20 protein-coding genes and 1 tRNA gene are annotated in these 22,728 nt (G+C 62.5%); 9 read left to right on the forward strand and 12 right to left on the reverse strand.

What is annotated here, in order from left to right:
* Entirely contained in the window at positions 1-2,529 is a 2,529-nt protein-coding gene (gene pcrA / locus M1E02_RS16770) for a DNA helicase PcrA (RefSeq protein WP_479378197.1), read from the reverse strand.
* A gap of 116 nt (positions 2,530-2,645) precedes the next feature.
* Complete coding sequence (locus M1E02_RS16775) at positions 2,646-3,434, reverse strand: inositol monophosphatase family protein (protein WP_479378198.1); 789 nt, start codon at positions 3,432-3,434, stop codon at positions 2,646-2,648.
* Between the two features lie 96 nt (positions 3,435-3,530).
* On the opposite strand from M1E02_RS16775, the gene M1E02_RS16780 reads away from it, so the two are divergent.
* The 4 genes from M1E02_RS16780 to M1E02_RS16795 all read left to right on the forward strand — a co-directional run bounded on the left by M1E02_RS16780 (position 3,531) and on the right by M1E02_RS16795 (position 7,099).
* Positions 3,531-4,157, forward strand: coding sequence for a hypothetical protein (locus M1E02_RS16780; protein WP_479375339.1), 627 nt, complete (start codon positions 3,531-3,533; stop codon positions 4,155-4,157).
* Between the two features lie 154 nt (positions 4,158-4,311).
* Positions 4,312-5,226, forward strand: a complete 915-nt coding sequence (locus M1E02_RS16785) for a hypothetical protein (protein ID WP_479375340.1) — start codon at positions 4,312-4,314, stop codon at positions 5,224-5,226.
* Positions 5,223-6,683, forward strand: a complete 1,461-nt coding sequence (locus tag M1E02_RS16790; RefSeq protein WP_479375341.1) for a WXG100 family type VII secretion target — start codon at positions 5,223-5,225, stop codon at positions 6,681-6,683. The genes M1E02_RS16785 and M1E02_RS16790 overlap by 4 nt, the downstream gene beginning before the upstream one ends.
* 5 nt (positions 6,684-6,688) lie before the next feature.
* Positions 6,689-7,099, forward strand: coding sequence for a hypothetical protein (locus tag M1E02_RS16795; protein ID WP_479375342.1), 411 nt, complete (start codon positions 6,689-6,691; stop codon positions 7,097-7,099).
* A 34-nt stretch (positions 7,100-7,133) separates the two neighbouring features.
* On the opposite strand, the gene M1E02_RS16800 is transcribed toward M1E02_RS16795, so the two are convergent.
* Complete coding sequence (locus M1E02_RS16800) at positions 7,134-7,898, reverse strand: DUF998 domain-containing protein (protein ID WP_479375343.1); 765 nt, start codon at positions 7,896-7,898, stop codon at positions 7,134-7,136.
* Between the two features lie 86 nt (positions 7,899-7,984).
* Between M1E02_RS16800 and M1E02_RS16805 the strand changes: the two genes are divergently transcribed.
* From M1E02_RS16805 to M1E02_RS16815, 3 genes are all read left to right on the forward strand, one after another.
* Positions 7,985-8,057: transfer RNA gene (locus M1E02_RS16805), tRNA-Arg, on the forward strand.
* Between the two features lies 1 nt (position 8,058).
* On the forward strand, positions 8,059-8,553 hold the full coding sequence (locus M1E02_RS16810) for a DUF6314 family protein (RefSeq protein WP_479375344.1): 495 nt from the start codon (positions 8,059-8,061) through the stop codon (positions 8,551-8,553).
* Entirely contained in the window at positions 8,550-8,951 is a 402-nt protein-coding gene (locus tag M1E02_RS16815; RefSeq protein ID WP_479375345.1) for an NUDIX hydrolase, read from the forward strand. Before M1E02_RS16810 ends, M1E02_RS16815 begins: the two co-directional genes overlap by 4 nt.
* On the opposite strand, the gene M1E02_RS16820 is transcribed toward M1E02_RS16815, so the two are convergent.
* Together M1E02_RS16820 and M1E02_RS16825 are read right to left on the reverse strand one after the other, a co-directional pair.
* Positions 8,948-10,861: an ABC transporter ATP-binding protein gene (locus tag M1E02_RS16820; RefSeq protein WP_479375346.1), complete on the reverse strand. Its 1,914-nt coding sequence runs from the start codon at positions 10,859-10,861 to the stop codon at positions 8,948-8,950. The two genes, M1E02_RS16815 and M1E02_RS16820, sit on opposite strands and share 4 nt — an antisense overlap.
* Entirely contained in the window at positions 10,858-12,558 is a 1,701-nt protein-coding gene (locus M1E02_RS16825) for an ABC-F family ATP-binding cassette domain-containing protein (protein WP_479375347.1), read from the reverse strand. The genes M1E02_RS16820 and M1E02_RS16825 overlap by 4 nt, the downstream gene beginning before the upstream one ends.
* 169 nt (positions 12,559-12,727) lie before the next feature.
* Between M1E02_RS16825 and M1E02_RS16830 the strand changes: the two genes are divergently transcribed.
* Complete coding sequence (locus M1E02_RS16830) at positions 12,728-13,465, forward strand: hypothetical protein (protein WP_479375348.1); 738 nt, start codon at positions 12,728-12,730, stop codon at positions 13,463-13,465.
* Positions 13,462-14,199, forward strand: coding sequence for a hypothetical protein (locus M1E02_RS16835; RefSeq protein WP_479375349.1), 738 nt, complete (start codon positions 13,462-13,464; stop codon positions 14,197-14,199). Before M1E02_RS16830 ends, M1E02_RS16835 begins: the two co-directional genes overlap by 4 nt.
* Positions 14,200-14,400: 201 nt before the next feature.
* Here M1E02_RS16835 and M1E02_RS16840 read toward each other — a convergent pair whose 3' ends face one another.
* The 7 genes from M1E02_RS16840 to M1E02_RS16870 form a co-directional block, all read right to left on the reverse strand.
* Complete coding sequence (locus M1E02_RS16840) at positions 14,401-17,427, reverse strand: alpha-mannosidase (protein ID WP_479375350.1); 3,027 nt, start codon at positions 17,425-17,427, stop codon at positions 14,401-14,403.
* 164 nt (positions 17,428-17,591) lie between these two features.
* Positions 17,592-18,464 (reverse strand): formate dehydrogenase accessory sulfurtransferase FdhD, encoded by an 873-nt coding sequence (fdhD, locus tag M1E02_RS16845; RefSeq protein WP_479375351.1) that lies wholly within the window; start codon positions 18,462-18,464, stop codon positions 17,592-17,594.
* 84 nt (positions 18,465-18,548) lie between these two features.
* Positions 18,549-20,015 carry a molybdopterin molybdotransferase MoeA gene (locus tag M1E02_RS16850; RefSeq protein WP_479375352.1) on the reverse strand — a complete coding sequence of 489 codons (1,467 nt, stop codon included), beginning with the start codon at positions 20,013-20,015 and terminating at the stop codon, positions 18,549-18,551.
* Positions 20,012-20,314 (reverse strand): DUF6457 domain-containing protein, encoded by a 303-nt coding sequence (locus M1E02_RS16855; RefSeq protein ID WP_479375353.1) that lies wholly within the window; start codon positions 20,312-20,314, stop codon positions 20,012-20,014. Before M1E02_RS16855 ends, M1E02_RS16850 begins: the two co-directional genes overlap by 4 nt.
* Positions 20,315-20,371: 57 nt before the next feature.
* Positions 20,372-21,004, reverse strand: a complete 633-nt coding sequence (gene mobA, locus M1E02_RS16860; RefSeq protein ID WP_479375354.1) for a molybdenum cofactor guanylyltransferase — start codon at positions 21,002-21,004, stop codon at positions 20,372-20,374.
* 70 nt (positions 21,005-21,074) lie between these two features.
* Positions 21,075-21,575 carry an HNH endonuclease gene (locus tag M1E02_RS16865; protein ID WP_247048426.1) on the reverse strand — a complete coding sequence of 167 codons (501 nt, stop codon included), beginning with the start codon at positions 21,573-21,575 and terminating at the stop codon, positions 21,075-21,077.
* A gap of 304 nt (positions 21,576-21,879) precedes the next feature.
* Positions 21,880-22,641: an NlpC/P60 family protein gene (locus M1E02_RS16870; RefSeq protein ID WP_479375355.1), complete on the reverse strand. Its 762-nt coding sequence runs from the start codon at positions 22,639-22,641 to the stop codon at positions 21,880-21,882.
* Positions 22,642-22,728: the final 87 nt, after the last annotated feature.

A 22,728-nucleotide genomic window follows, 5' to 3' on the forward strand; every position in this document is an offset into this window, starting at 1 on the left:
TCAGGCGTCCAGCTTGGTCAAGGGAGCGTACCGCAGCAGGAGGCGCTTCTCGCCGACGTCGAACTTCACTTTTGCTACTGTCTTGTCCCCGGCGCCTTCCACGGCAAGCACCGTACCGTTGCCGAAACTCGTGTGATTGACTTTGTCCCCGACGCTGACCGCAACAACTTCCTTTTGGGGCTGCACCCTGTTTTTGGCGACGGCGGCCGGAACGTCCGCATTGAAGCCGGCCGTCGGGCTGGCTGCCGCACCCCGTGACGTCCCGGCACCCCAGAATGATCCGCCGTAGCGGCTCGAACCGATGGGTGCGCTGCTCCCCCACCCTCCGGACTGGCGGATGGAACCTTCCCGCCGCCATTCCACGAGTTCCGCAGGGATTTCCTCGATGAATTGGCTGGCGGGGTTGTACTGGCTCTGGCCCCACATGCTGCGGACTTCCGAACGGGTCACATAAAGCCGCTTCCGCGCCCGGGTCAGTCCCACGTACGCCAGCCGCCGCTCCTCAGCCAGTTCCTTGGGATCCGTGGCTGACCGCTGGTGCGGGAACAGCCCGTGTTCCATTCCGGTGAGGAAAACCACCGGGAACTCCAACCCCTTGGCGGTGTGAAGCGTCATCAGGGTAACCACCCCGAGCCGCTTTGCTTCCGCGACGGCAGCGGCAGCGTCTTCGGCGTCACCGCCCGGGGCGTCAGGAATCTGGTCAGCGTCGGCAACGAGAGAAACCTGCTCAAGGAACGCTTCCAGTGAGCCTTCCGGGTTGTCACGTTCATATTCACGGACGACGGCGACCAGTTCCGCCAGGTTCTCCACTCGGGACTCATCCTGCGGGTCATTGCTGGAGCGCAACCCCGCCAGATAACCGGTCTGCTCCAGGACAGCTTCCAAGGCGGCGGCCGCGCCGGATCCTGCTGCCACTACTGACAGGTCATCAAGCAGTTTCACGAACCCGAGCACTGCATTGACGGATCGTGTGGCCATGCCCGGTGCTTCCTCGGCGCGCCTGGCCGCAGCCATGAAGGACATCCGTTCGCGCGTTGCCAACGCTGCAACTGCACCCTCCGCGCGGTCGCCGATGCCACGCTTGGGTTCGTTGAGCACGCGGCGAAGGTTGACGTCGTCGTCCGGGTTAACCAGGACGCGCAGGTAGGCGAGGGCGTCCTTGATTTCCTTGCGTTCGTAGAAGCGGGTGCCGCCGACCACCTTGTAGGGCAAACCAACCCGCACCAGAACGTCTTCTATAGAACGGGACTGCGCGTTGGTGCGGTAGAAAATGGCGACGTCGCCGGGACGGAGGTTGTCCTCGTCCTGCAGGCGGTCGATTTCCTTGGCTATGAACTGGGCTTCGTCGTGTTCGTTTTCACCCACGTAGCCGATGATCTTCTCGCCGTCGCCCTCCGCCGTCCAAAGCCTTTTCTCCGGCCTGTTTGGATTGCGGGAAATCACCGAGTTGGCGGCATTCAGGATGTTCTGGGTTGAACGGTAATTCTGCTCCAGCTTGATGGTGCGCGCGTCCGGGTAGTCGTTCTCAAACTCGACGATGTTGCGGATATCCGCCCCGCGGAACGCATAAATGGACTGATCGGAATCGCCCACGACTGTGAGCTCCGCTGCACCTTCTCCCTCCCCGACGATTTCTCGCACCAATGCGTACTGGGCGTGGTTCGTGTCCTGGTATTCGTCCACCAGAACATGCCGGAACCGCCGCCTGTACGACTCAGCCAGAGCAGGGAAGGCACGGAACATGTAGACGGTTTCGGCGATGAGGTCATCGAAGTCCATGGCGTTCGCCTGCCGCAGACGCTGTGTGTACCCCTTGAATACCTCGGCCACAGCCTGCTCGAAGGGGTCGTTGTAGTTGGCGCTGGAGGCGTAGGAGTCGGCGTCGATGAGTTCGTTCTTGAGAGCCGAAATCTTGTGCTGGATGGCCTTGGGGGCGAAGCGCTTGGGATCGAGGTCCAGGCCCTTGGAGACCAGCGTGATGAGCCGGAGCGAGTCCGCGGAGTCGTAGATGGAAAAGTTGGATTTCAGCCCGACGTTGGGGGCTTCACGGCGCAGGATCCGCACGCAGGAGGAGTGGAATGTGGAAATCCACATGGTTTTGGCCCGTCCGCCCACCAAGGCCTCGATGCGCTCACGCATTTCCGCGGCCGCCTTGTTGGTGAAGGTGATGGCCAGGATCTCCCCGTGATGGGCGCGGCGGGTAGCAATGAGGTAGGCGATCCGGTTGCTGAGGACGCGTGTCTTTCCGGAGCCTGCCCCGGCAACAATCAGGAGGGCGCTGCCCGAGTGCTTGACGGCCTCTTCCTGCTGCGGGTTGAGCCCCTGCAGAAGTTCGGCGGCGTCAGGGTTCCTTTGCCTTCGCTCCTGTGGGGTTCCTTCGCCGGAGATGTGGCTTCCGCTGTCCGGTGTGGGTCCGCTCCCGCCGCCATTTTCAGGCGCAGAACCACCACTCCCGGCACGCACTTTAGCCAGTGCAGCCGGGTGGGAGGCAGTTTTGAAAGGACCGTCCGCGTACGGGTCAAACAACATATCCATGATGGGTACAAGTCTAGGCGGTGGGGCCGACAGCAAGTTCGCGGAGGCAATCCTGGCCCTAATCATCCAGGTTAAGCCGTGCTTCCTGCCTGGAGTTTCAGCTCAAGGATTCACCCTACCGAGCCGGACAGCAAGGCCTCGCGAAGCTCACGGACCGCCGTCTGCCCTCCGGCCATAAACCAATCGAGCCCGTTGACGCGAACCGTATCCGCGGATCCACCGGCGGCCCGGACGATTGCTTTGCCCGGAAGCCAGTCCCACTCGGGACAGCTGTGCTGGAACCAGCACCCCAGTTGCCCGTCAGCCACCCGGCCCAGGTCGCAGGAGCCGGAGCCCAGCATCCGAAGAGCGGCAGCGGACGTGGCAGCAGCATGCCACGGCATGGCGCACATCGGGTCCGCCAGCCAGCCGGGATGGATGTACGTGGCTGCGCCAAGTTCGGCCAACGGAGTCCCGGAGCGTCCTGCACCGTCGGAGTGAAACGTAGAAAGCCGTACGCCGTTCAGCGTTGCGGTCCGGGCAAGCCCGCCCAGCCAGAGCTTGTCCTCCTCCGGCTGGAAAATCGCGCCCAGCACTACGCCAGATGCGTCTTTGAGCGCGATAGCGGAGCACCAATAGGTGGAACCGTGGAGGAAGTTGTACGTACCGTCCACGGGGTCGATCACCCAGGTCCGTCCGCTGCTGCCGGGAATCGAAGTCCCCTCCTCCCCCACGATTCCGTCCTCGGGGCGGCAGCGCTGCAGCTGCTCCAGAACGTAGGCCTCAGCGGCGTGGTCGGCCGCCGTGACGACGTCGGAGATTGACGTTTTGCGCTGGCCTTCCAGTCCGCCCTGGCGCATCATCAGGGCCAGATTTCCGGCTTCCCTGACCAGTGCTTCTGCGAGCTGGTAGTCGTCCATGGACGCCGAAACTTCCGCGGCGCTGTGCTTGCCAAGTTTGTGTCTTCCAAGTTCGGTCACGCGTCCCAGCCTATAGGCACGGGCAATAATGGAGCCATGGCCAAAACACCCGCACAGCGGATCAAAAAGCACGGAACCAAGGCTGAAATCCCCCAGCACCATCTCCCCGCTGTCATCAACCCCAGCACGGCGCGTACCCCCGAGAAGGCGCAGAACAACAGCAATCTGATCCTCATTGCCGGTTTGGTGGCCAGCCTCTTCCTCTTCTGGTACCTGCACCTGCTGACCCTCGATCAACTGACCCAGCTTTCGGGCGGACTGGCTATGCCGGATTCGCTGCTCGGGGGCTTCGACGCTTCGTACGTGGAGCAGTTGCGCGGGGCGATGGATGCAGACGCCGTGGGACAGCTCAACTACCTCCACAAGACGGCGGGAACCCTGTTTCCCCTCATTTTCGGCTTTACCTGGCTGCTGTTGATCGGCACCAATGTGGCGCGAAAGCCGCTCCGCTGGGCTCTCTGGGCAGTCCCCCTTCTCTTCGTCGCCGTCCGTTTGTGGGGCAATGCGGCCATTGATTCCATGATGTCCATGCCAGCGGCCGACGCCGGTGCGGTGGCTCTTGCTTCCGCGCTCACCGTTTCCGGCTGGGTGCTGTTTTTGGTGAGCCTGCTGGCCGGCGCGGTCGCGGTATTTTCCGCCCGCGGGCACCGCCGCAAGGGCTAAAGGGGACGCTGACAGCTCGCTGGCGGCTGATCGACTGCTGATGGACACGCACCAGTGGGGTGTTCTGCCCATCGCGGCTGCTGCCCACGTGCAGTAGCGTTGCTGCCATTGCTGATCGAGCCTCTTGCGAGACTCTGACTCGAAGGTCTCAACCATGGCAGGCTCCACTGTGAAGTCCTCATTGAACACGTACCGCTTGAGCAGCCTGGCATGGGCTCTTGCAGTGGACAAGACCATGACGGCCTTGCGTTCCGAGCCGGAAGTGGACTTCGATGCCTATGGCGCCTCCGAACCGGCCAGGATGCTGTGCCGGCTGGACGACGACGCCATGGGCGCGCTCAGCGAACAACTGACCGTTGCCGGCATCACCAACGCGGCGGGCAGCATCAGCCCACAGTGGATTCTGGCAATCTGGCAGGCTTCGAATGCCCCCATAAAGCTGGAGCTCGTATCGCGGGCAGACGGCCTCTCAACACACAGCCAGGTCTCCCTGTTCGACGGGCGCGGACTCGCCATCAAATTCTCCCGGACAGTGTCCACTGGAACGGACGGCTCTGTATCTGTCACCGGCATCGGCGACGTCTCCACAATCACCTTGTTCACTGAAGACATTCTGTGGCCGGTATTGGCCGATTCGATGCCTCCGCACCCGGAACTCACCGCCACTGGAACAGAAAACCCCGACTCTTCGTCACTCACCGGCGGGCCACGCATCGAAGTTTCAGCGGAGGAAGTTTCAAAGCTCGGAGAGGGGTTCGAAGCTGGCGCTGCCACTGTCCCCAACGACGTCGCCGCAGCTATTCAGTCCCCCACGGCCACGGTCCATCTCAGTGTGGTGGCCGGCGCGGAACACCGCGATTCGGCCGGTTCGGGTGAGCACTACCAGTCAGCCGCGGTATGGGCCCTTGCAGACAAGCTCTATTCCGTGAAGACAACGGGTGCAGATTCACAGCGCAGCCTGGTGCTCGTAGAGCGCCCCCCTGGCCATATAGCCCAGCAGGTGGTGTGGTCCGTCCTCGGGGCGCACGACTTTCTTTCCAGCCGTCGCAGCGAAGAGGGTGCATCATGACGCTCCACGGAATGGACATCGAGCAGGGCCGGAATCTTGCCAAGGAACTGGCAAGGGCAAGTGAGCGCTTTGCGCAGCTCAGCAGCCAATTGACGCCGGTGGTCAATAGCAGCCTTTGGAAGGGCGCGGACAGCCAGCGGTTCAAGTCCGATTGGAAAAATCACAGTCGTACCCTCATGTCCGCATCTCACGCTCTCCGGGAGGCCTCTAAGTCTCTCCAGGAGAACGTGCGCCAGCAGCAGGAAACCAGCCGTTCAGGGGGTCCGGGTGGCGGGGCCTCGAAGTCGCTGCTGGATCGGCTCATGGAGAATGCAGAGTCTGCGGCCGAAGGACTTTGGGACGGCCTGGGAGATCTGTGGGACGGCGCTGGGGATGTTGTGGACGCAGTGGGCGACACCATCGGAGACGGTTGGGACTTCTTCGCCAACACGCCCATTCCTGATGCTGCAGGAGACGTCTTTGACGGCCTGGGAAATATTGGGCGCCTGGGGTGGGACTTCATGACCACCGGAGAGCCTCCCTCCATCACCGAGCTTTTGACGGGCGGCGTCTTGCTTGCCGCATCCGTGGGCAACCTTGGCATTACACTTCAATTCGGCGGCCTGTACAACCCCCACCTCCTTGACGACGGTTCTGCGACAGCAGGCGAACCGATACCAGTAGGAGTGGGAGATGAATCACCTGTCATTTCCGACCATGGGGTAACGCCGATCCCCAATAGCCTTTCTAATATCATGGGCGGCGTCACGGAAGGCTACCTCGACCATGGGAAGGAGGGAACCCCGGACGCAGCCCTCCGGATCACCAAAGTGGACGGCCCCGACGGGCCAGCTTATATCGTGATGATTCCCGGCACCTCAGAGTGGAACGTCAAGTCGGGTTCCAACCCGATGGACACAGTGGGCAATCTGGCGTCGGCATCAGGGGATATTTCGTCAGCGTCAGCGGCGGTGACGTTGGCGATGCAAAAGGCCGGAATTCCGCCTGATGCTCCGGTGTTTATGGTGGGACATTCCCAGGGCGGGATGACGGCTGCCGCACTCACTGCCAGTGCAGAATTCCGCGCACAGTTCAATGTCACCAACGTGATGACATACGGTTCCCCTATCGATTCGACCCACATCCCGGACAGCATCAATACGCTGGCCCTGCAACACCCCAAAGACCTGGTCCCGCAAGCGGACCTCGGCAACGCCAAGTCCGGTCCTGGCGGTGTGCCCGCTCTCTGGGAAAGCAGCAACAACGCCACAGTAGTCACATTGCCAAGCCTGCCCGGTGATGCCGCTGACGATGTAGGCCAAAACCACGACGCCGGAACCTACGCGAAATCCGTCGAAGCCAACGAAAATTCTGGCGCGATAGCCGCTTTCAAGAATGATCCTTCGACCCAGGTTTTCCTCACAGATGATCCTGGCCGGGTATCCTCAACTGTCTCCAACCTCGGACGAGAGCACTAACTCCCATGATTCGCAAAGCACTGGCCATCCTGTTCATCGCAACGTTGGCTTTCAGCATTGGCGGATGCAAGGAGTCGGTCGGCGACTCAGACGCAAAATACGCATCCAAGTATCAAGCAGCAGTTGAGTCCATTTCGAACGTTGAACGTGTTGAGGTTGAGTACAAGACCACACCGGGGATGAGTCGGGGAGGTGGCGTGAGGATCTTTTCAGATACCTCCGACTCGGAGACCATGAAGCGCGTTGTTGAAGAAGCGCTACGTGCACTAGTCAAAGCAGGCGAGGGCGACCCGGACGTGAGCCTGCCTCTGCGGGTTTTTTCTGCGGACCAGCAGACAGCAATGGGTCCGACGAGCATCGGCTACGACGGAGTCACATCGCTCGCAGGCTACCGCGAGTTCCTCGGGAAAAAGTGAGCCGCAGTCCGCACTAACTCTGCAACCAACCTGTTTAGTGCCGCACCGCCTGCATCCGCATAGCTTTCCGGACTTTTCGCTCGTCGTGAACGCGCTGGGCGATCACCAGGCCGGCCGCAGCCAGGCCAACGGTCACCGGATACCCCATCAGCCGCTCCAGGGTGCCTGGCTCGGGGACGTCCATCCCCGTCAGCCCACCCATCACCAAGGCAGAGAAGGACACCACCCCGCAGCCCAGGATGAACCATGCCAACGGAGTTTTGCTGAGCCACATGCCACCAAGAGTGATCAATCCCAGGGCGCCGGCAATAAAGAACATCAGTGCGCCGGCAAAATGCAGCGGAGAACCAACGTCCTCCGGAACCACACCCACGAGCATTGTGCCCGCCCCCGCCGTCGCCATGAGGATCCGGACCACTATGGCGGCGCGCCAGGGTTTCTCTCCCGGTACCGCACGTGCCCCAGGCCTGGCTGCAACGCACAACAATCCTGAACTGAGCAGCAACGCGCCCAGCAGAATGCCAAGCCCCTGGATAAAGAACGAGGCGTTCATCAGCAGGTGCAGCGGCGAGCAGACAGCCCGGTCATCGAAGATTCCACAGGTCACCGCGCCCAGGTCACTGATAAAGCCCGTGCGGCGGTCGTACGGTTCCGGTCCTGCCCATGCACCGATGACGGCGGCTTCGGCTGCAAAATACTGCAGGACACTGAGAACGGACCAGGCTCCGATGTATTGCCGTGTTGAGGCTGTGTCGGGAATATAGACGAGGGCAGCGGCTGGCAAAGGGGCAGAACTCATGCCAAGAGCGTAGTACGCGCCAGCACCTTGTATGCTTGTAACCGTGCCCGAACAGGATGGCCTCAGGCCGGCCGGTTCGGACGCCCGCCCTCGTAGCTCAGTGGATAGAGCACGGCTCTCCTAAAGCCGGTGTCGTTGGTTCGATTCCAATCGAGGGCACTTGAATTCGCACACGCCGGACGCCGCTTCCGCTGCAGACCTGCGCGCGTACCTGCTGGGCTCCTGGCGGGTGGACCGTTCTTTGTGGGATCGGTCCGCGGACACCCGGGGCACCTTTACCGGCGTTGCAGCCTTCGTTGAGACAGACGACGGCGCCCTCCGCTTCCGCGAAGAAGGAACAGTTCACTGGGCTGCTCCTGGCGGCGAACCCTTCACGGGCCCCGCGCAACGTGAGTACGTACTTCGCCCGTCGGATAGGCCGGACGCCCTTGCAGTTTTCTTCCCGGACGGACGCCCCTTCCACCGGATGAGTTTCGCCTCCAGTGATGTCTCCGAACTCCATTGGTGCGATCCCGATACCTATCGGGTGAAATATTCTCTGGTAAGCCGGGACGAATACCGGTACAGCTGGGACGTCAGCGGTCCAGCGAAGAACCTTCTGCTGGAATCGGTACTGCGCCGCGCCGACGCAGCAGGCTACGGAGGCGAGCGATGACAGCGCGCATTGTGGTTTCCGCCGTCTGCGTGTTCGACGACGCCGGACGACTGCTCACAGTCCGCAAGCGGGGCACGGACAAGTTCATGCATCCCGGCGGCAAGCCTGAACCCGGCGAAACCGCGGCGCAGGCTGCTTCCCGTGAGCTCCTCGAGGAGGTGGGGATCGCCGTCCTGCCTGAGCAGCTTAGGCTCATGGGGGTTTGGATAGCCGCGGCTGCCAATGAGGCCGCAACGGACATTGAGGCTACCGTCTACGCCGCGCCGGGCGTCTGGTCCGCCCACCCTTCAGCCGAAATCGCTGAGATCCGCTGGCTCGATCTCAACGCCGAGCTTCCGCAGGATCTGGCTCCGCTACTCACAGACCACATCCTGCCCGCCCTGGCCGAGACAACCTAGAGTTCGGGAACGGCCTCTTCGGCAACGGCGTGGGCCTCTGCGAACTGCGTGTGATAGAGCTCGGCATAGCGGCCATCGGCTGAAAGCAGCTCGGTATGCGTTCCGCGTTCCAAGATTCGGCCTTCCTCCACTACCAAAATCATGTCCGCTGCCCGGATTGTGGATAAGCGGTGGGCAATCACGACGGCGGTGCGCCCCTCCAGCGCGGCCCCCAACGCTGCCTGGACTGCTGCCTCGTTGGTGGAGTCCAAGGCAGCTGTGGCCTCGTCCAAAATAACCACCCGCGGCTGAGCAATAAGCAGGCGGGCAATGGTAAGGCGCTGGCGTTCGCCGCCGGAGAGCCGGTATCCGCGCTCCCCCACTACCGTGTCCAGTCCGTCCGGGAGGGACCTGATCATGTATTCCAGCCGCGCTTGGCGCAGCACGTCCCACATGTCATCGTCGGTGGCCTCAGGCCGTGCAAGGCGCAGGTTGGAGGCGATGCTTTCGTGGAAAAGGTGCCCGTCCTGGGTCACCATTCCCAGCGTTGCCCGCATCGAATCAAAGGTGACGTCCCTGACGTCCACTCCCGAGCCGGGCAGGGTGCCGCCGAGGCGCACGGCGCCGGAATCGACGTCGTACAGCCTGGCGAGCAACTGCGCGATAGTGGATTTTCCCGCTCCCGAAGACCCTACGAGCGCAACTGTCTGGCCGGGCTCAACCCGGAAACTGACGCCGTGCAGTACTTCCTCCCCGCCCCGGGTGTCAAGGGTGGACACGTCCTCGAGGGAAGCCAGCGATACCTTGTCGGCAGAGGGATAGGCGAACCGGACGTCGTCGAACTCCACGGCTACTGGTCCTGGCGGCACCTCAACGGCGTCGGGTTTCTGCTGGATCAGGGGCTTGAGGTCCAGTATTTCAAAGACGCGCTCGAAGCTGACCAGGGCACTCATGATCTCGACGCGGGCGTTGGATAAGGCCGTCAGCGGCGCGTAAAGCCGTGTCAACAGCAGTGCCAGCACCACGACGTCGCCCGCGGCCAGCTGGCCGCCGAGCGCCAGCCAGCCACCCAACCCGTACACCAAAGCGAGCGCCAGGGCCGAGACGAGTGTCAGCGCGGTCACGAACGTGAACTGAAGCATGGCTGTGCGGACGCCGATATCCCGGACGCGGCCGGCGCGGACCGCGAATTCGCGGGATTCTTCGTCCGGACGTCCGAAGAGCTTCACCAAAGTGGCGCCGGGAGCGGAGAACCTTTCGGTCATCTGCGTCCCCATGGCCGCATTGTGCTCGGCTGCTTCGCGCCGGAGGTCTGCCAGCTTCGAACCCATCCGGCGCGCCGGGATGAGGAAGATGGGCAGCAGGACCATGGCCAGTACTGTCACCAGCCAGGACTTCTCCAGCATCACCACGAGGGTCAGCAGGAGTGCCACAACGTTGCTGACCACGCCCGAGAGGGTTCCGGCGAAGGCTGCTTGCGCACCGATCACATCATTGTTGAGCCGGCTCACGAGCGCCCCGGTTCGCGTCCTGGTGAAAAACGCGATGGGCATTTTCTGGACGTGGTCGAACACCCTGGTGCGAAGGTCAACGATCACGCCCTCGCCAATGGTGGAGGAGAGCCACCGTGTCAGCAGGCCGATGCCCGCTTCCGCCACCGCGACGGCGGCAATCAGCACAGCAAGCCAGATCACCACCGAAGCCTCAACTCCGGCGATGATCGCATCCACCACCTGGCCCGCAAGGAGCGGAGTCGCCACAGCCAGGACCGCCATGACGATCGAAAGCAGCACGAAGACAAACAGCCTCCGACGGTGAGGGAGGGCAAAGCCCAACACCCGCTTAAGCGTCTCCTTGGAGAACGATCTGGATCCGCCTGAAGCCCGGCTGATCTTGTACAGGGAGCTCCAGGCCACCCCGTCCATGCTCATCGGTTACGCCCGGTCCTCGCGGCGGAACGGTTTTCCGCGCTTTCAACAGACCCGCTCCCGGACGATTCCGTGACCGTTCCTGCGAGGACGTGCCATCTGACATCGAGACGGACATTTTCCAGAAGGCGGCGGTCGTGGGTGACCAGCAGGAGTGCGCCCTCATAGCTTTCCAGGGCCTCCTCCAACTGCTCGATGGCCGGGAGGTCAAGGTGGTTGGTGGGTTCGTCGAGGACCAGCAGATTGACTCCCCGCGCCTGAAGCAGGGCGAGCGCAGCCCTGGTCCGTTCCCCAGGAGACAGTGAGTCGACAGGCCTGGACGTATGGTCCGCTTTCAGGCCGAATTTAGCCAACAGTGTCCGGACCTCAGCCTGCGTCATGTCGGTAAGCACGGCTTCCACCGCTGATGAGAGCGACAGGTTTCCGGCAAGGAGGCCACGGGCCTGGTCGATCTCGCCGATTGCAACAGAGGCACCCATGGACGCTGTTCCCTCTGCAGGCTGCTGGGCCCCCAGCAGGAGCCGCAAAAGGGTGGACTTGCCGGCACCGTTCGGGCCGGTAATCCCGATCCGCTCTCCCGCGTTGAGCTGCAGGTTCACAGGGCCCAGGGTGAACTCCCCTTGATGGACCACGGCATCGCGGAGGGTGGCTACCACGGAGCTGGAGCGCGGAGCCTGACCGATGCTGAACTGGAGCTGCCACTCCTTGCGGGGCTCCTCCACTTCATCCAGCCTGGCGATGCGCGACTCCATCTGTCGCACTTTCTGCGCCTGTTTTTCTGACGACTCGGTGCTCGCGGCCCGTCTGATCTTGTCATTGTCCGGGTTTTTCTTCATGGCATTCCGGACACCCTGGGAACTCCATTCCCGTTGAGTACGGGCCCGCGACACCAGGTCCGCCTTGGTGGACTCAAACTCCTCATAGCGTTCCCGGGCATGCCGCCTGGCAACGGCCCGCTCTTCAAGGAATGCCTCATACCCGCCCTCATAGACGGAAACGGAATTCTGGGCGAGGTCCAGCTCGACGATGGTGGTGACGCAACGGGCCAGGAACTCACGGTCGTGGGAGACCAGTACCACACCACCACGTAGGCCCTGCACAAAGGCCTCAAGCTTTGCCAGTCCCTGAAGGTCCAGGTCGTTGGTGGGCTCGTCGAGGAGGACGACGTCGAAACGGCTGAGAAGCAAAGCAGCCAGCGCAACCCGAGCGGCCTGGCCGCCGGAGAGACCCGTCATGAGGGCATCGGTGGCGGTTTCGAGGCCGAGATCGGCGAGGACCGGAGCGATACGCTCCTCCAGGTCGGCGGCCCCCGAAGCCATCCAGCGGTCAAAGGCCAGCGAGTAGGCGTCCTCGGATCCCGGCGCTTCACTTCCCAACGCCTCGGCCGTCGTCTCCATGGCCGTGGTCGCCTGGGCGCAGCCGGTCCGGCGCGCAATGTAGCCGCCAACGGTCTCGCCGTCGATCCGTTCATGCTCCTGGGGCAGCCAGCCAACAAAGGCATCCGACGGCGCCAGGCTGACGCTGCCGTCCTGCGGCTGATCCACGCCGGCCAGCAGGCGAAGCAACGTTGATTTTCCGGCCCCGTTGGCTCCAACAACTCCTACAACATCGCCCGGGGAAACCGTGAGGGAAAGGTTCGAGAAAAGGGTGCGGTGATCGTGACCGCCGGAAAGGTCTTTGGCAACAAGGGTTGCAGTCATTGGTCCATCCTCTCACCGCCGCGAAACGGTGGAAAAACATCCGGACGTAGAAGAACCCGTTGATCCGGACTTGGGGGGTGTACGGACCAACGGGTTCGACCATCTAGCATAGTTGATACATCACCCCGGCGCAAAGCCGGGCACTCAATCCCACTGCAGGAAGCTGTCCATGCCAGTCCCAGCCAAGGCCTTTCAACGATGGCTGCAAGCTGCTGCACCATCGGCCAGCATGGCAGATATCAGCCGCATGTCGGGCATCAAACGCACCACCCTGGCGCAGCAACTGGTACGGGGCAAGGTGGCAGAATCAACCCTCGTCAGCGTCAGCCGCGCCGTCGGTATCAACCCGGTGACAGCGCTCGCGTACTTTGATACCTTCACGGATCTGCGTAAGGAACAACCGCTTCCGAGACCGGAGGAGCTGGTCAGCCAGATCGCCACCACTGACCTGTTGCATGCAGTGATTGCCCGCTCCATCCCCGACGATCCGGGAGCACCACCGGTACCGCAGCCGCCGCTTATCCCGGCACCTCACGCGACCTCCGTGAGGAACTGGGTGGACGCCATCGACGACGGCGAATTGAGGCACCGGGTCTCGTCCGCTACCGGTATCGCACCGCAGAACTATTCCGCGCAACTGACAGCCAACCGCCTGACCCCGGAGCTGGCCATCGCAACGGCGCTGGCAGCGGGCGTAGCTCCGACTGGCGGTCTGGTTGCAACAGGCCTCATCACCGAAGAGGAGGCGGGGTGGGCTCCGGAAGCCCGGCAGCGGGCTTTGGCCGGCTTGTCTGACGGGGAACTGGCTTCCCTGGCAGGAGAGCGGCTGCAAGCCATTGGCAGGACATTACGCCGTCAGGAACAGGACCATGAGCGTACAGAGAAGATTTGGGAGAACCTCGGATGATCGAAGTCCTGCAGTGGTCAACACTGGCGGTATGCAGTGCTGTGGCCCTGGCCCGGATCCCCAGCGCCCTTCGTGGGCAGAACCGTTCCCTGTTTGCCATTTTTGTGCTGGCCACTGTGGCCATCCTCCTGAGCATCCGGGAGCCTTACCTTGCCGTGGATTCCTGGCTGGGCTCTGAAAACTACACCAACCTCGTCCTCCGGTTCATCATCTATGCGACTGTCTTCCTCGCCGGACGTGGGATAGCCCGGGCATTTGATGATCCAAAGGCACTGCGCCGGCTCACCGGTCCTGTTGGTGCCTGCGTTCTTGGCCTTATCATGCTTGCCACGGTTGCACTTTTTCTTCTGGCTGATACTGCAGGGTCCTCCACCGGCCTTTCAGCCCTTCCCAGCAGAAGTCCTGAAAATGATCTACTGATAGAGCTTTACGCTGCTGCCGGGCGGCTCTATCCGGCTTATATCGCAGCATGTTTATTGCCCGTCACGTTCAAAGCCGCCCAGCAGCCGCTTCCAGGTGCGGTCCGCGCTGGAGCAGTTTTACTGTCGCTTGGGTTCGTGGCCCTGCTCCTGGGGATACTCTTCCCACTGGTCCCCGAACCGTTCGCCTTCCTCCAGCCGCTGATCAACTACACAGCAGTCCTGGCCCTGATGACGGGATTAACCAGCATCTGGATCGGGAGGGTTTTGCTGAGGAGGGCCAAGCCGTCGTTGAGGTCGTTTATAGAAAAGTAATCAAAGGGGCTTTCACAAAATCATTAGAACGTGAAACAATCATGAATGTGTGAACACCTTGGAGCGGCGTCGAGGGTAGGGATAATCTGCTCGACGTCGGCTCGGTGTGCGCAATGTTGGGGGGATGAGTGGTGGCGGGCTGTTGGGGACCGCCCCCACTCAGCCTATTTAACGGGCTTTGTCGGGCTACAGGAGCTTCCGCTACCGCACGAACCTGAGCGTCACCAGTTGGAACGGCCGCAGGGTCAGCTCGGCTGAGTCCTTCCCGGTGCTGACGCCAGGGGCATCAGTGGGTCGTTCCAGCAGGTCTACGGAGTGCACGGACTCAACCGGGAAGTTCGCCGTGATCAAGCCCGCAGACCGTTCACCCAGGGATTCATAGAGCCGAACAATCACGTCACCGAAGCCGTCTTCAGCAAGTTTTACGGACTCAATCACCAGGGCCTGGTTGAACACCGAGAACAGCGCCTCTACCGGCCTCCCGCCTGTGACGATCCGCGGCGCAAGGTTGGTGCGGTAACCCTCTTCCACTGCGTCCGCTATTGTCGCTCCGGGGCGAATGCTGACGGTCAATTCATGCACTCCCCGGTCGGCTGCAGGATCGGGAAACTTCGCCGCCCTGAGCAGCGAGAGGCGAACAGTGGTGGTGGTGCCGCCGTCGCTCCTTACATTCCGTGTCACGTCATGTCCATACGTGGAGGAATTCGAGATAGCCACCCCGTAGCCGGGTTCCGCGACATGAATCCAGCGGTGGGCGCAGATCTCGAACTTGGCGGCCTCCCAGGATGTGTTCAGGTGGGTCGGACGGAACACATGGCCGAACTGCGTCTCGGACGCCGATCGGTCGGCCCGGACATCCAGCGGGAATCCGAGTTTGAGCAGCTTTTGGCTCTCCTGCCAGTCGACGGCAGTTGAGATGGTCAGGGAGTCCGCTCCGGCCTCAAGCGAGATCCGCTGAGTCACTGTTGACGAGCCTGCCAGCCTCTCCACGACGACGACGGCGTCCCAGCCACCGCGTTCCAGCGTCACCGACCGCGCTTCCTGCAGTGATGTGACGTTGCGCCGGTAGAACTCATCGATGTCCCAGGCGTCCCATTCGTTGGGGGTATCCCGGTGCAGTTCCAGATGGTTGCCGAACTGGCCGGGCGCTATCGCCTCGCGCCCTGTGGCGTAGTCCATGAGGGAAGTCACGAGTCCGTTGCCATCCACTACCGCCCGGATGACACCGTTATCCAGGGTGTACCCTCCTGCTTTTTCCGTCACCACCACCGGAGTATCTGAGCGGACCGGTTCCCCTACAGCGAGCGCAGGGACGCCATTGCGCTCATGGGGCGCAGCGTTGAGGAGGAACTTTTGCTTGCCCTCCCCCAGCAGGGCAGCAGCTGCATTGCGGATGAGAGCTTCGAGGTTTTCCGCGATAGCGGCGTAGTTCCGCTCGGCATCCTGATGCACCCAGGCGATGGAACTGCCGGGCAGGATGTCATGAAACTGGTGCAGGAGGACCAGTTGCCATAGGCGTTTGAGTTCGGCCTGTGGGTAGTCGAATGAGCCGCGGGTACGCACTGCGGCTGTTGTACACCACAACTCAGCTTCCCTCAGCAGATGCTCGCTGCGGCGGTTGCCAAGTTTTGTCTTGGCTTGGCTTGTGTAGGTGCCCCGGTGCAGCTCCAGGTACATTTCGCCCACCCAGACGGGCAAAGCGGTGTACTCTGCTTCGGCTTCAACGAAAAAGCTTTGGGCGGTTCCGATGCGGACCCGCGGCGAGCCTTCCAGGTCAGTTGTACGATGGGCCGCCGCGACCATTTCACGCGTGGGTCCGCCGCCGCCGTCGCCATAGCCGAAGGGGACCAGAGAAACAGTACCGCGGCCGTGGTCCCGGTAGTTACGTTCCGCATGGGCAAGGTCCCGCCCGCTCAATTCAGAGTTGTAGGTGTCAACCGGCGGGAAGTGTGTGAACAGGCGCGTACCGTCGATTCCTTCCCACTGGAAGGTGTGGTGCGGCATTCTATTCACCTGGTTCCAGGAAATCTTCTGCGTCAGGAACCACCGGCTTCCCGCCGCTTTCACAATCTGCGGAAGGGCGGCCGAGTAGCCGAATGAATCCGGAAGCCATGCCTCCTGGCACTCCACGCCGAACTCCTTCAAAAAGAAGCTCTTGCCCTCAATGAACTGGCGGGCCATGGCTTCTCCGCCGGGCATGTTGGTGTCCGATTCGACCCACATTCCCCCGACGGGGACGAATTGTCCGGACGCGACCTTCTCCCGGATACGGCCGAACAGCTCAGGGTAATACTCTTTCATCCAGGCAAGTTGCTGGGCGGACGAGCAGGAGAACACAAAGTCTGGGTATTCGTCCATCAGCGCCACAACATTGGAGAACGTCCTGGCGCATTTGCGGACAGTTTCCCGGACGGGCCACAGCCAGGCCGAGTCGATGTGGGCGTGGCCGGTGGCGACAAGTCTGTGGGAGGACGCGTAGGCCGGCCTGGACAGAACAGTAGCCAGCGCTTCACGTCCTGCAGCAGCCGTGCCGGCGATGTCCTCCGGGTCCATGACGTCCATCATGCGTTCAAGGGCCCGGAGGATCTCGTGGCGGCGCGGAAGCTCCATTGGAAGCTCGTGCATCAGGCCATGAAGCGTCCAGACATCCTGCTGAAGCTCCCAGACAGTCTGGTTCAACTCCGCGATGGCTATCGTTCCAAGCCGGTACTGGGGCTCGGTGCCGGCCGTTACCTTGTCCCCATAGGGAGAAGGCGCAAAAGTCCATCCTTGGGCAACGTCGGGATTAGCCGCAGCCTCCACGTAGAAATCAATTGCCATGCCACTGCCCAGGAGCTTCAGCGGGACATACTGGTTCCGTGGCGAGATGGCCTTGATGATGGTGCCGTCCGGATGCCAGGCGATTCCTTCACACTGGAAGCCCGGGAGTTCCGTAGTGAATCCGAGGTCGACGACGATTTCCACGGCTGTGTCCGGCAGAGTCCCCCAGGAATCCGGCACTTCACCCTGCAGCCGAAGCCACTTTGTACTCCATGGCTTTCCCCAGGGCGCCCCGTGTTCCTGAGGCTGGAACTCCTGGCGCAGGGCTTCCATGACAGGAACGGGCTCGTCCGGAACATCCCAGCTGCTCAGGGACAACTCCGTGGTACGGGTATAAACGGCGGCACTGATACGTTCGCGCATAAAGCGGTCGAGACGCACTTCCGTGATCCGGCGGTCGTCGTGCACTTGATTCCTCTTTAGGCTCGTATCCGGGTAGCTGCTGGAAAGTCTGTGTCTGGAGCGCCACCTTCAGTTTGCTTGCGATCCAGTCGCCTTCCGTGGGCAGAAGACAGTTTCCATTCGATGGATAAAATCTACTTGTCCAGAAAGTGTATTACCAACCCCGGATCCTATCCTGCCAGCGGCGTTGGAACCGTGATCCTGCGCTCCCCCGCATAAACGTTAAGGCTGGTCGCACGGCTGAAACCCACCAGCGTCATTCCGCTTGCTTCAGCCAGTTCAACAGCAAGGCTGGACGGAGCACTGACGGCTGCCAGGGCAGGGATTCCTGCAAGCGAGGCCTTTTGGACAAGCTCAAAGGACGCCCGGCCTGAGACCTGCAGAACTGTGCCCGCGAGCGGAAGAAGCCGCTCCCGCAACGCCCAGCCCACCACTTTGTCCACAGCGTTGTGCCGTCCTACGTCTTCACGGAGGCAGAGCAGCTCAGCCCCGCCGTCATCCTGGATCCGGAAGAGCCCTGCAGCATGCACTCCCCCCGTGGCATCAAACAGCGATTGGGCCTCGCGAAGCTGTTCCGGAAGGGATGTAAGAGTGGCGAGCGGTATCGTCAGGCCGTCTGCCCCAGGGCTGAACCGGGACGATTTCCGTACCGCTTCGATCGAGTCTGTGCCGCAGATGCCACAGGAACTTGACGTGTAAACGTTCCTGCCCGTTTCCGGAACCGCCACGTCGGGACGTAACTGCGCCTCCACCACATTGAAGGTCTGCACGCCGTCCTCGTCTTCGCCGGCGCAGAACCTCAACGAGACGAGTTGATCCGGATCCCAGATGACTCCCTCAGAGACGAGGAAACCTGCCACGAGATCAAAATCGTTTCCCGGGGTCCTCATGGTTACGGAGAAGGAAAGGGATCCAAGCCGGATCTCCAAAGGCTCCTCGACGGCGAGTACGTCCTCTTTATGCCGGACAGGGAACTCAACTGCAGCCGCTGAGCCGTCCATGACGAACTTGTGGATTTTTCGGCGTACGCTCATGCGTCCCATTAGTCAGCCCTGACTTTCATTCATGTCTCCATCATTGCAAGCGGGGGCGGGCTATGCCAACGCGTGCTGTTCACAAGGAGACGGTCAGTCCAGGAGTGCACTCCAGTCCACCGGACCATCCGCCGCTGCACTTTTCCGCGCAGCCCTTTTTACAGGCCTCTTCGCTGCTGCCTTCCCGGTTCCTGTGTCGGCCTTGGACCCAGGGGCTTCAACGCTGGCTCCCCAAGGCAATGCAAAAGCCGGAACCAGCTCTCCGAGTTGCACCCCATGGGGTGGCACCACCAGTACGCCGTCAGCCGAGGCAAGTCCGCGCATCATGCCCGGTCCAGCATGTTTCGCCGGCGATGCCATGCCATAGAGCAACCTGTAAGGCATTAACCGCGTGCGCCCGGGGTCCGTCTCAATTGTCGTCCCGCTGTGCACTTCGCTAACGGGCGGGATCGGCTGGTGTCCGAGGGCAGCCAGAAGGGGCCCCCCCACTGTCGAGAGGGCCAGCATCGCCGCAAGGGGATTTCCCGGCAGGCCCAGAACAAACCTGCCGTCGGGCAGTTCGGCAAGTACCACCGGGTGCCCGGGCCGCATGGCCACTCCATCGATCAGGAGTCGTCCCCCCAGATCGGCAACTGCCTGCCGGAGATGGTCGGTGCCGCTGCGTCCCGTGCCGCCGGTAGTGATGACGACGTCGGCCGGCAGGCTTTCCACGGCAGGCACGCTTTCGGGGGCAGGCATTCCACCATCCGGCTCAGGAATGCTGTCTTCCAGGCCGGCGCGCCAATCTCCATAGGCGTCACCGATCCTGGCTTGGGACGTGCAGATTCCCCCCAGCATGGCCACCACGGAGGCCAGTTGCGGTCCAAACGTGTCCCGAACGTGTCCTGGCGCGGGCAAACCTTCGCTGACAACCTCAGCGCCAGTGAGGAGCAGCCTGACCACCGGTTTACCCAGGACCTCGACAGTGTCGTGGCCCGCAAGGGCGGCGAGGGCAATGTGGGCCGGGTTCAAGACCGTGCCGCTCCGGACAAGGGCCTCCCCGCTCAAGGCCTCCTCCCCCGCCTTACGGATGTGCTGGCCGTTCCGAGGCTCACCTGGACGTGCCCCGCCGCCTACAGCCAGGACCGGAAGCCCCTCATCGTCAGTTGTCAGGATTCCGCTTTCACTCCGCAACACTGCTTTGGTGCCGGGTGGGATCAGGCCGCCGGTCACAATGGGGCTGGCCTCGTGCGGAGCCAGTCGCAGTCCCGGTTCCGAGAGAATCCAGGGTCCTGTGCCGTTCACCGCCCAGCCGTCCATTGCAGACGACGCATAGTGTGGGATGTCCTGCAGCGCCACAACGTCCGTTGCCAAAGTCCTGCCGATGGCATCAGCGAGCCGGACCGGGCCTGCAGGAATGGGGGTGGCGCAGTCGAAGGAAGCCTGCCGCGCCTCTTGCCAGGTGTGCGCAAGTTGCTGGGGCGGCCTGTCGGCGCCGTCGTGGGACGCTTCATTTTCCGCGCGGGGCTGGGCGGGGTCTGAGGGGCTTTCCCCCTCAGCCTCCGGAACACCCGTAGTCATGCGCTGGGAACTCCAGTATTTGCCGGCGGCTCGCCTGCGTAGTCCTTCGCCACGGTGCGCGCTACACCGAGGGCGGCTTGCATTGAATGGGCATCGCTGGCCTGCCCGGAGCCAGATGCCAGGCCGGCAGCAAAACCGGCGATGAAGGTCGTCAGCGGGGCAGCGGGCCGGACGATGGAGTGGGCGGCCACTCCGGCAACGGCGAGTATTTCATTGATGTCCACCTCGACGTTCTCCAGTTCGAAGGCCTGAAGCAACGCCCGGCACCACTCTTCCAGCGTTTCATCCTGGCTTTTCACGAACTGCCTCCAAAATTTACATGCCGTTGCGGACGTCACAACCGATCCGAGCAGCCTTCACTGCTCCCGGTTCAACACCCCTAGTGCGGCGGCATCGTCCCAAGTATCCACATCGTCCGTGGACCCGGAAGGGACGGTAACCAGCCTCACGTCCAGCCTAGCAAGGAGCGAGAAAACCGAGGCGTCCGTTAGGCCGGCCCGGAGACGCGCCTCGCCGACGGCGTGCAACAGCGAATCGGTCCGATAGAGCCCCGCAAGAGGCTGCTTCCTGCCCTCCGGGGTCACTGCCATTGCCCCGTCACCGCCTGAAGCAGCGTTGAAGCCGGCAGCCGTGAGGTCCATGCTGCTCCGGAGTACCCTGACTGCGGCGGCTGAGTGAGGCATGTCGCACGCCAGGATCAATGTCAGCGGGGACGGCGTTCCGCTACGATCCGTGGCCAGCGCTTCCAGCCCTGCGGCAATGGCAGAGGCTGGACCTGAAAACGGCGGATCCTCCCTGCATGCAATGACTCCTGCCGGCAGCCCGCCCTGATCCGGACCTACAACTACTGTCTTAGCTGCTCCTGCCGCGGCTCCAAGCGCCCGCGCGAGGAGGGTTTCGCCGTCGTACATCAACTGCGATTTGGGCACACCCCCCAGACGGGAGGAACGGCCACCGGCCAGGATTACGGCATCAAAGGGCACAGGCATTGGTTCCACAAGGTAAGCTTATGCGGCCGTCCAGCCACAAAGGGACGCTGCCGGGAGGCCCGTGGAAACCCTAAGCCGCGGATTCGGGGAGCAGGAAGGGATCCCATTCCGGCGTTGGCTTCTCAAGCTCCTTGATCTGCCAGATGGTGCCTACCGGAGGTGCAGGGGAAAACCTCAGCTTCCAGCCCATCTCGGAAGGCGTATGGTCCCCCTTGGCGTTGTTGCAGCGCAGGCAGGCGGCCACAAGGTTGTCCCATGAATGCGCGCCACCCCTGGACTTGGGGTGGACGTGGTCTATGGTGTGGGCAGCTTTGCCGCAGTACGCGCAGCGGTGTCCGTCGCGGCGCAGCACGCCCCGCCGGCTCACGGCCGTCGCAGTGTTGTACCTTGGCCGGATATAGCGGTTGAGCAGGATCACGGACGGCCGGCCCAGGATCTCCTGCGGCCCGACGACGGGATCGTCGCCTTCGGCCACTACGCTGGCTTTTCCAGCGAGCACAAGCACCAGCGCCCGGCGGAAGGTGACTACCGCCAGCGGTTCATATCCAGCATTCAGAACGAGTGTGCGCATGCGCATACCTCTTCACGGCCGCACCCGTCAGGGGCACGAGGGCCGGCTGCCCTCGGCATGTCCGGGCTAAGGATCGACATCACCAGAGTAAACACTGAATGCCCGAATTGCCGAATCCGGCCTTTGCGGCGAGCCGTACTTCCCATTTCCCTCCGCCCCGGGCCCATGGGTCGTCGCAGGATTATCAGAGGCAATGCAAAAGGACCCCCGTTCTATGACAGGGGTCCTTTCGGGCAGTTTCACCTGGCGTAGCCTTTGGGCGCAGTCGCGGGATCTTGCTGCTGTTGTTGGCTTAGAGCCGGAATTAGCCGCCTACGCGGATGAAGACCGGGCCGGAGCCGACGTTGACGCTGAAGAGAGCGGTGGTTCCGCCATTCCAGCCACCGTGAACTGCCTGGCCGTTGCCGACGTAAACCGCGATGTGGGCCATGCCCATTCCGCCGTTCTGGTAGTACGCAAGGTCACCGGGCTGAGCTTCGGCAGCGCTGACCGTGCGGCCGAGGGACAGGTAACCTGCCGGCCAGCCGTGGTAGTTGATGCCGACAGCAGCCAGCGAGTTGGTCGCCAGCATGGTGCAGTCCTGGGCAACGCCGAGCTGTGCGTAAGCGGCAGCGGCGATCGAAGCGCCCATGCCACTTGCGGCTGCGGGGGCGGCAGCGGGAGCCTCAACGGCAGCAGCGACATTTACTTTGGCGGCAGCGGGTGCCGCCGGAGCGGCTTCCTGGACCTCCACGACGGGCTTGGGTGCTTCGACGACGGGAGCCGGCGTCGTGGAGACAGCAGGCTTCTCGTAGGAGATCGCAATGGTGGAAGCAGCCGAGATGGTCGCGGGAGCGGCTGACTTCACTTCGAGGGTGGACGCAGAGGTGGATTCGCGCTGAACGCTGGTGTCAGCCGCGTTGGCGGCAATTCCACTGGTCAGGACCAGGCCGGAAGCAGCAGCGATAACCGCAGCCTGACGGCCCACACCACCGGCGTTGTCGCCGACGGACTTGGCAATGACAGCCAGCGAGTTGGTCTTGGTGACCTCGGCGCGGTGCCGTGCAATGGTTGCACGTGTAGTCATTAATTTTCTCTCTTTCGTATTCCTCGGACCGCGGGGCAGGCCGTGGGCTATGGACGCTCCGGCATCTTGGGGGTAGGCCGGAACGCC

The sequence above is a fragment of the Arthrobacter sp. Z5-13 genome, assembly GCF_056499105.1.